The sequence below is a fragment of the Mesorhizobium sp. M2E.F.Ca.ET.209.01.1.1 genome (assembly GCF_004010375.2).
Classification (GTDB): Bacteria; Pseudomonadota; Alphaproteobacteria; order Rhizobiales; family Rhizobiaceae; genus Mesorhizobium.
On the sequence record NZ_SADP02000509.1, the window covers coordinates 1 to 356 of the forward strand.

The 356-nt window shown below is 64.9% G+C and carries 1 protein-coding gene; it reads left to right on the forward strand.

From position 1 onward, the window contains the following. On the forward strand, window positions 1-356 hold a 356-nt coding region (locus EN852_RS36685), incomplete at both ends, for a PCRF domain-containing protein (RefSeq protein ID WP_135879747.1).

Consider the following 356-nt stretch of genomic DNA (forward strand, 5'->3'; position numbering starts at 1 on the left):
CTGGCCGAGGCGGACCTGCCGGCGGTCGAGGAGCGCATCGAGGGGCTGCAGAAGGACATCCAGATACTGCTTCTGCCCAAGGACGCGGCCGACGACAAGAACGCCATCCTCGAAATCCGCGCCGGCACCGGTGGCGATGAGGCGGCGCTCTTCGCCGGCGACCTGTTTCGCATGTATGAGCGCTACGCCGCCGAACGCGGCTGGCGGTTCGAAACGGTATCGGCGAGCGACGGCGATGCCGGCGGCTTCAAGGAAATCATCGCCACGATCTCGGGAAAGGGTGTGTTCGACCATCTGAAATTCGAGTCCGGGGTGCATCGCGTCCAGCGTGTGACTGAAACCGAGGACAGCGGGAG